This is a genomic window from Salinivibrio socompensis S35 (assembly GCF_000513715.1).
In the GTDB taxonomy this organism is placed as follows: domain Bacteria; phylum Pseudomonadota; class Gammaproteobacteria; order Enterobacterales; family Vibrionaceae; genus Salinivibrio; species Salinivibrio socompensis.
In genome coordinates this window covers 1-4,631 of record NZ_AQOD01000049.1, presented here as the reverse complement: position 1 = coordinate 4,631, position 4,631 = coordinate 1, and the positions used below count along the sequence as shown (strand labels likewise).

The 4,631-nt window shown below is 48.4% G+C and carries 3 protein-coding genes, 1 pseudogene and 1 riboswitch; of the genes and pseudogenes, 2 read left to right on the top strand and 2 right to left on the bottom strand.

The window, feature by feature from the left end:
• Positions 1 to 588: 588 nt before the first annotated feature.
• Complete coding sequence (locus DZ54_RS19665) at positions 589 to 1,068, top strand: RNA recognition motif domain-containing protein (protein WP_037353795.1); 480 nt, start codon at positions 589 to 591, stop codon at positions 1,066 to 1,068.
• On the opposite strand, the gene murI is transcribed toward DZ54_RS19665, so the two are convergent.
• Both murI and DZ54_RS0106520 read right to left on the bottom strand, forming a co-directional pair.
• Positions 1,022 to 1,843 (bottom strand): glutamate racemase, encoded by an 822-nt coding sequence (murI, locus tag DZ54_RS0106525; protein WP_025673497.1) that lies wholly within the window; start codon positions 1,841 to 1,843, stop codon positions 1,022 to 1,024. The two genes, DZ54_RS19665 and murI, sit on opposite strands and share 47 nt — an antisense overlap.
• A gap of 79 nt (positions 1,844 to 1,922) precedes the next feature.
• A complete protein-coding gene (locus DZ54_RS0106520) occupies positions 1,923 to 3,737 on the bottom strand; it encodes a TonB-dependent receptor domain-containing protein (RefSeq protein WP_025673496.1) in 1,815 nt (604 codons plus the stop codon).
• 32 nt (positions 3,738 to 3,769) lie between these two features.
• Positions 3,770 to 3,996: riboswitch (cobalamin riboswitch) on the bottom strand.
• A gap of 122 nt (positions 3,997 to 4,118) precedes the next feature.
• On the opposite strand from DZ54_RS0106520, the pseudogene DZ54_RS19660 reads away from it, so the two are divergent.
• Positions 4,119 to 4,631: pseudogene (locus DZ54_RS19660) on the top strand (tRNA (uridine(54)-C5)-methyltransferase TrmA); the annotation flags it as partial.

Genomic DNA, 4,631 nt, shown 5'->3' with positions numbered 1-4,631 from the left:
CTGTACCAACATGAATTGGTCACTCAGTGTATCGAATAAATCTTTTTGTCTATTCTCAACGAGTGCCCACACAGATTGCATAGGTCAAATTGTTAAAGAGCGTTGACTGTGCGAAGCTTCGCTTCACTTGGTCAGGGCTGCGTATCTTACGCACCTTACCGTCAAAGTCAAGAAGAAATTTTATCTTTTATTTTGAACTCTAAGGGCCGAAATAAAATGTCTTTTTGACTCCCCTAGCGCTTGGCGCTAAGTGGACGGCTATCTTAATCTTTTAAAAACTCACGTCAAGCGTTTATTTTTATTTTATTTTTTACTCCGACATGGCGCTGAGCGCTTGCGCTGCCTGCCGTATCGATGTGGAGCGTAGTATAGCGACGCAGATCACACTGACAAGGGTTTTTTACGTTTTTTATTTCGACTGGGCAATAATCCACCTAAAATGATGAATAACCAGCGTTTTGAAACATTCTTGATACGTGGTATTTACTGAGAAGTAACGCTGGCCGGTTTTCTTAGTCCTTTTCATGACATGTATTGCCTATTTGTTTTTCATGTCACCACTTTTAATCGCTCTATTAAATAATGCTTATGAAATCACCAGTCAATTTTGCACTAATCATCTGTATCGCCGTACTAGGCGCTATTATCATCAACCTGATGGGAGTGATCTCACCTGCCATTGCATTCGCCGCAGGCGCAATCATCAGCGGACTTGCTTGTCTTTATCTTCCTTTACCGGATTTTAAACCGTCGACACAGGATTATCCTGAACCAAACACCGCGAACAACGAAGAGGAATCACCACAGAGCAAAACACTATACGTTGGGAACTTACCTTATCGTGCTAATGAGAATGATGTGCGCACACTGTTTAGCGAACATGGAGAGGTGTTTGCCGTTAGGCTGATGAAAGATAAACGTACCGGCAAGCGTCGAGGTTTTGGTTTCGTTGTAATGGCCGCCGCCCAAGCAGACGATGCCATCAATTCACTCAATAACAACGTATACGGAGAAAGGACACTTAAAGTCCGTGAAGCGAACGATCCAAAAAAGCAGGAGAATAGCTAACACGCATAAACCCTATCGACCGTATAAAGTCGGATAGCGCGTCAGCTTTAATCGGTGTTGCCGTTGCATAGGCTTGATTGCCTGACGTTGCCGCGGTAACACTCGATAAGTTAAGTGTCTCCGTCAGTGAGACGATGCGGCGCGCAATGGCTGTGCCTGAATCAATCAAACAAACTGATTCACCCAGTACCTGTTGGATTTCATCTCGCAATAAGGGGAAATGGGTACATCCCAACACCAAGGTATCGATGGTGGCTGTAAACGGCGCTAGGATTGCGGTTAAGTCTTCTTGGTTAACCGCTTCACCTCGCAGCTTACGCTCTGCCATATGCACCAAGGCCGTGGTGCCGACCGATACAAGGTTGCAGTCTTTGGCATAATCGGCAATCAACTGGCTGGTATAAGGACGACCAACCGTCGCAGGTGTGGCCAGTAAGCCTATCGTTTTATGTTTGCTTTGCGCCGCCGCCGGTTTGATCGCAGGCACAACACCGACAACCGGAATCGCTAACTGTTCACGTAACTGCGGCAGTACCAGCGTCGAGGCGGTATTACATGCGATGACGACGATATCAATATCATGCTGCGTACATACTGCACTCACCAAAGCGGTCACACGAGTGATGAGTCGAGCATCATCCAGCTCACCGTATGGGAAGGCTTGGTTATCAAACAAATAAGTATAGCTTGCCTCGGGAAGCTGCTCTCTCACCGACTGATAAATCGATAAGCCACCCACCCCGGAGTCGAAGATCAAAATATTGGGCTGCGCCATGGGATACTCATGCAATGAATAACGCCCTTATCATAACGATAAGGGCGTGAAGAAAGCTAGTTTCGCCGCGAATCCGATACTAGTATTGAAAGTCTAACGTCATAAAGTAGGCACGTTCAGCTGCAGGATAACCACCCGCTGTCTCGTACTCTTTATCAAAGACATTATCGACTTTGCCTTTGACTGTCAGGTTATCGGTTGCCTGATAGGATGCAGTGACCGTCCACAGGCTATAACTTCCCAACATATCTCCGCCGGAATAATCAAGACGCTCACTTTGATACTGCCACTGAGTACCGAGTTGCACCTGCTCCCATTGGTACGATGCATCCCATTTCGCCACCCGTTTGGCGCGACGAGCAAGCTGCTCGCCCGTTTTATCATTTTTAGGGTCTTTATATTCTAACGATATGCGGTTATTTAAAGGGCGCACATCAAAGGTGGCAATAAACTCAACACCTTCGATCTTAGCTTTGCCCACATTTTGGTTCTGACCATTGGGGTAACTGCCTGTGTACTGAATGAGATTATCAATATGATTAACATAGCCTGTGAGTGACCAATCAACGTCAGCCGTCACTCCACGTAGTGAAAGCTCCGTATTGGACGATTCCTCCGGGTTGAGAGTTGCATTTCCGCCCCACCCATACAGTTCAGTCAAACTCGGTGCCTTAAAGGCCGTCCCGTAGCTGGCGGTTAATTGATACCCTTCCGCTATCGCAAGGCCCGCGCTCGTCTGCCACGTCGTATGCTGCCCGTATTGTTCGTTATCATCCGAGCGTGCGCTTGTCTCAATAGATAGTGCTTCTACTGGGCTAAATTGCGTTAAAAGATAAGTACCAAGGTTATCGCGCGGATTGATTGCAATATCATCGGGGTTGGTAATCAAACTTCCTTCATTAAAGGTATCTTGTCGATAATCCACACCGCCACCAACCAGCCAGTCATCGGTGGCTTGATACTGAAGTCCCAACGAGGTAGAGACTTGCTCAACATCTGAGGTTTTATTGTTTTTACGGGCATTGGCAGGGCTGTAGTCATAGTTTTCTTGTTGGGAGATCTCTGCGCTGAGTGTTGCGCTCCAGGCACCAGAGCGATAATTCAGATTGCTAGCCAGTGCTTGGCTTTCTAACCAGCCATGTTTCAAGCTTCCAAAGTTGTCGTAATCGTATTCATTCTGGTACCAGCGCCCCGTCATATCGGCCGACCAAGATGCATTCCACCGATGACTGTATCCAAGCTGCGCATTGCGGCCGGTAAAACCATGCTGGTCACCACGGTTGCTCGCCGTCGGATGAACATTATATCCATCATTCGACTCATACCCAGCCGCACCAGAGAGGTGACCCTTATCGCCTAACTTTGTTGCCCAAGCGCCGTTAATCGCATGATGATCCAAACTGCCTACGGTCGCGGATACATTGGCTCGCTCTTTATCAGTTTTGGTGATGATATTGATCACCCCACCAATCGCGCTCGACCCGTAAAGTGTGGCGCGTGCACCGCGAATGATCTCAATCCGCTCGATACTGTTTACCGGGATCTGGTTAAAATCCACCGAGCCTTTGATGGATGAAGCCATCCGCATACCATCAATCAGGACTAAAGAGTGATCTGATTCCGTGCCGCGCATAAAAATAGAGGCAATTTGTCCGCGACCTCCGCTTTGAGCAATCTCAATGCTCGGCACCGTACGCAATACATCGACAAGGCTTCGTGCCTGCAAACGCACAATGTCTTGACGTGTCAAAATGGTTGCTGATTGCAACACTGAGGCATCGGACTGCGCAAACCGACTGGCAGTCACCACCACCGTTTCGGTGTTTTGATCGGCCCACGCGCTCGCGGGGAGTAATGACGCCGCCACCAGGCTCGCCACAATTGGTTTGTTCATTGGTTATTCCTTCCTATCGCGAGAATATGCAGCACTATGCTGCGGGGCGGGCTGTATTCGGACTTAAGAGCATGGCTTTCGCCACCTACTGCTAACGACTTCCCATCACCTATCCATGGAATTGGCGATAGTGTCTGGCCAGGGGCCGAGTTAGGGTCGTTCTCTGATACCGCTGCGCGTCAGTTGCGGATTCTCACCGCATTCCTGCGATAGACCTTTGTTAGCCAGTCTATCGCTTACCCGCCCAAGAATAATAGCCGTCTAGATGGATATTGTCCATTGATAACCTTATAGAATAAGGGAGAATCATGAGCAAGGCTGGACATAGCTGGGGATTTGTCTAAAATCTGCGCTCATTTTCCAATCGCTGAGGCAGCCATCATGACCAAGGCCCAATCAACCGTTGACTACGACACACAGCTTGCTGAGAAAGTCCAACGACTCACTGAACAACTCGCACCGTTTCACGCGCCTGAGATCGAAGTATTTCATTCGCCAGAGACGCACTATCGGATGCGCGCAGAGTTTCGGGTGTGGCATGAGGGTGATGATCTTTACTACATCATGTTTGACCCGGCGACCAAGCAAAAATATCGCGTTGATACCTTTCCCGTGGCAAGCCGCTTAATCAACGATTTAATGCCGCTATTGATCGAGGCGATTAAACCCAACGAGGCTTTGCGTCGCAAGCTTTTCCAAGTGGACTTTTTGTCGACCCAAAGTGGCGAGATCTTGGTGTCTTTGCTGTACCACCGCCAACTGGATGAAGCGTGGGAACAGGCCGCCCAAACACTGAAGCAACGTCTGAATGATGAAGCTTTAATCTCAATCTGATTGGCCGCGCCCGTAACGCAAAAAAAGGTACTGGATCGCGATTACGTACTAGAAAAGGTA

Coding starts and splice junctions, on each gene's coding strand:
- DZ54_RS19665 (WP_037353795.1), top strand. CDS start 589: ATGAAATCACCAGTCAATTTTGCACTAATCATCTGTATCGCCGTACTA.
- murI (WP_025673497.1), bottom strand. CDS start 1,843: ATGGCGCAGCCCAATATTTTGATCTTCGACTCCGGGGTGGGTGGCTTA.
- DZ54_RS0106520 (WP_025673496.1), bottom strand. CDS start 3,737: ATGAACAAACCAATTGTGGCGAGCCTGGTGGCGGCGTCATTACTCCCC.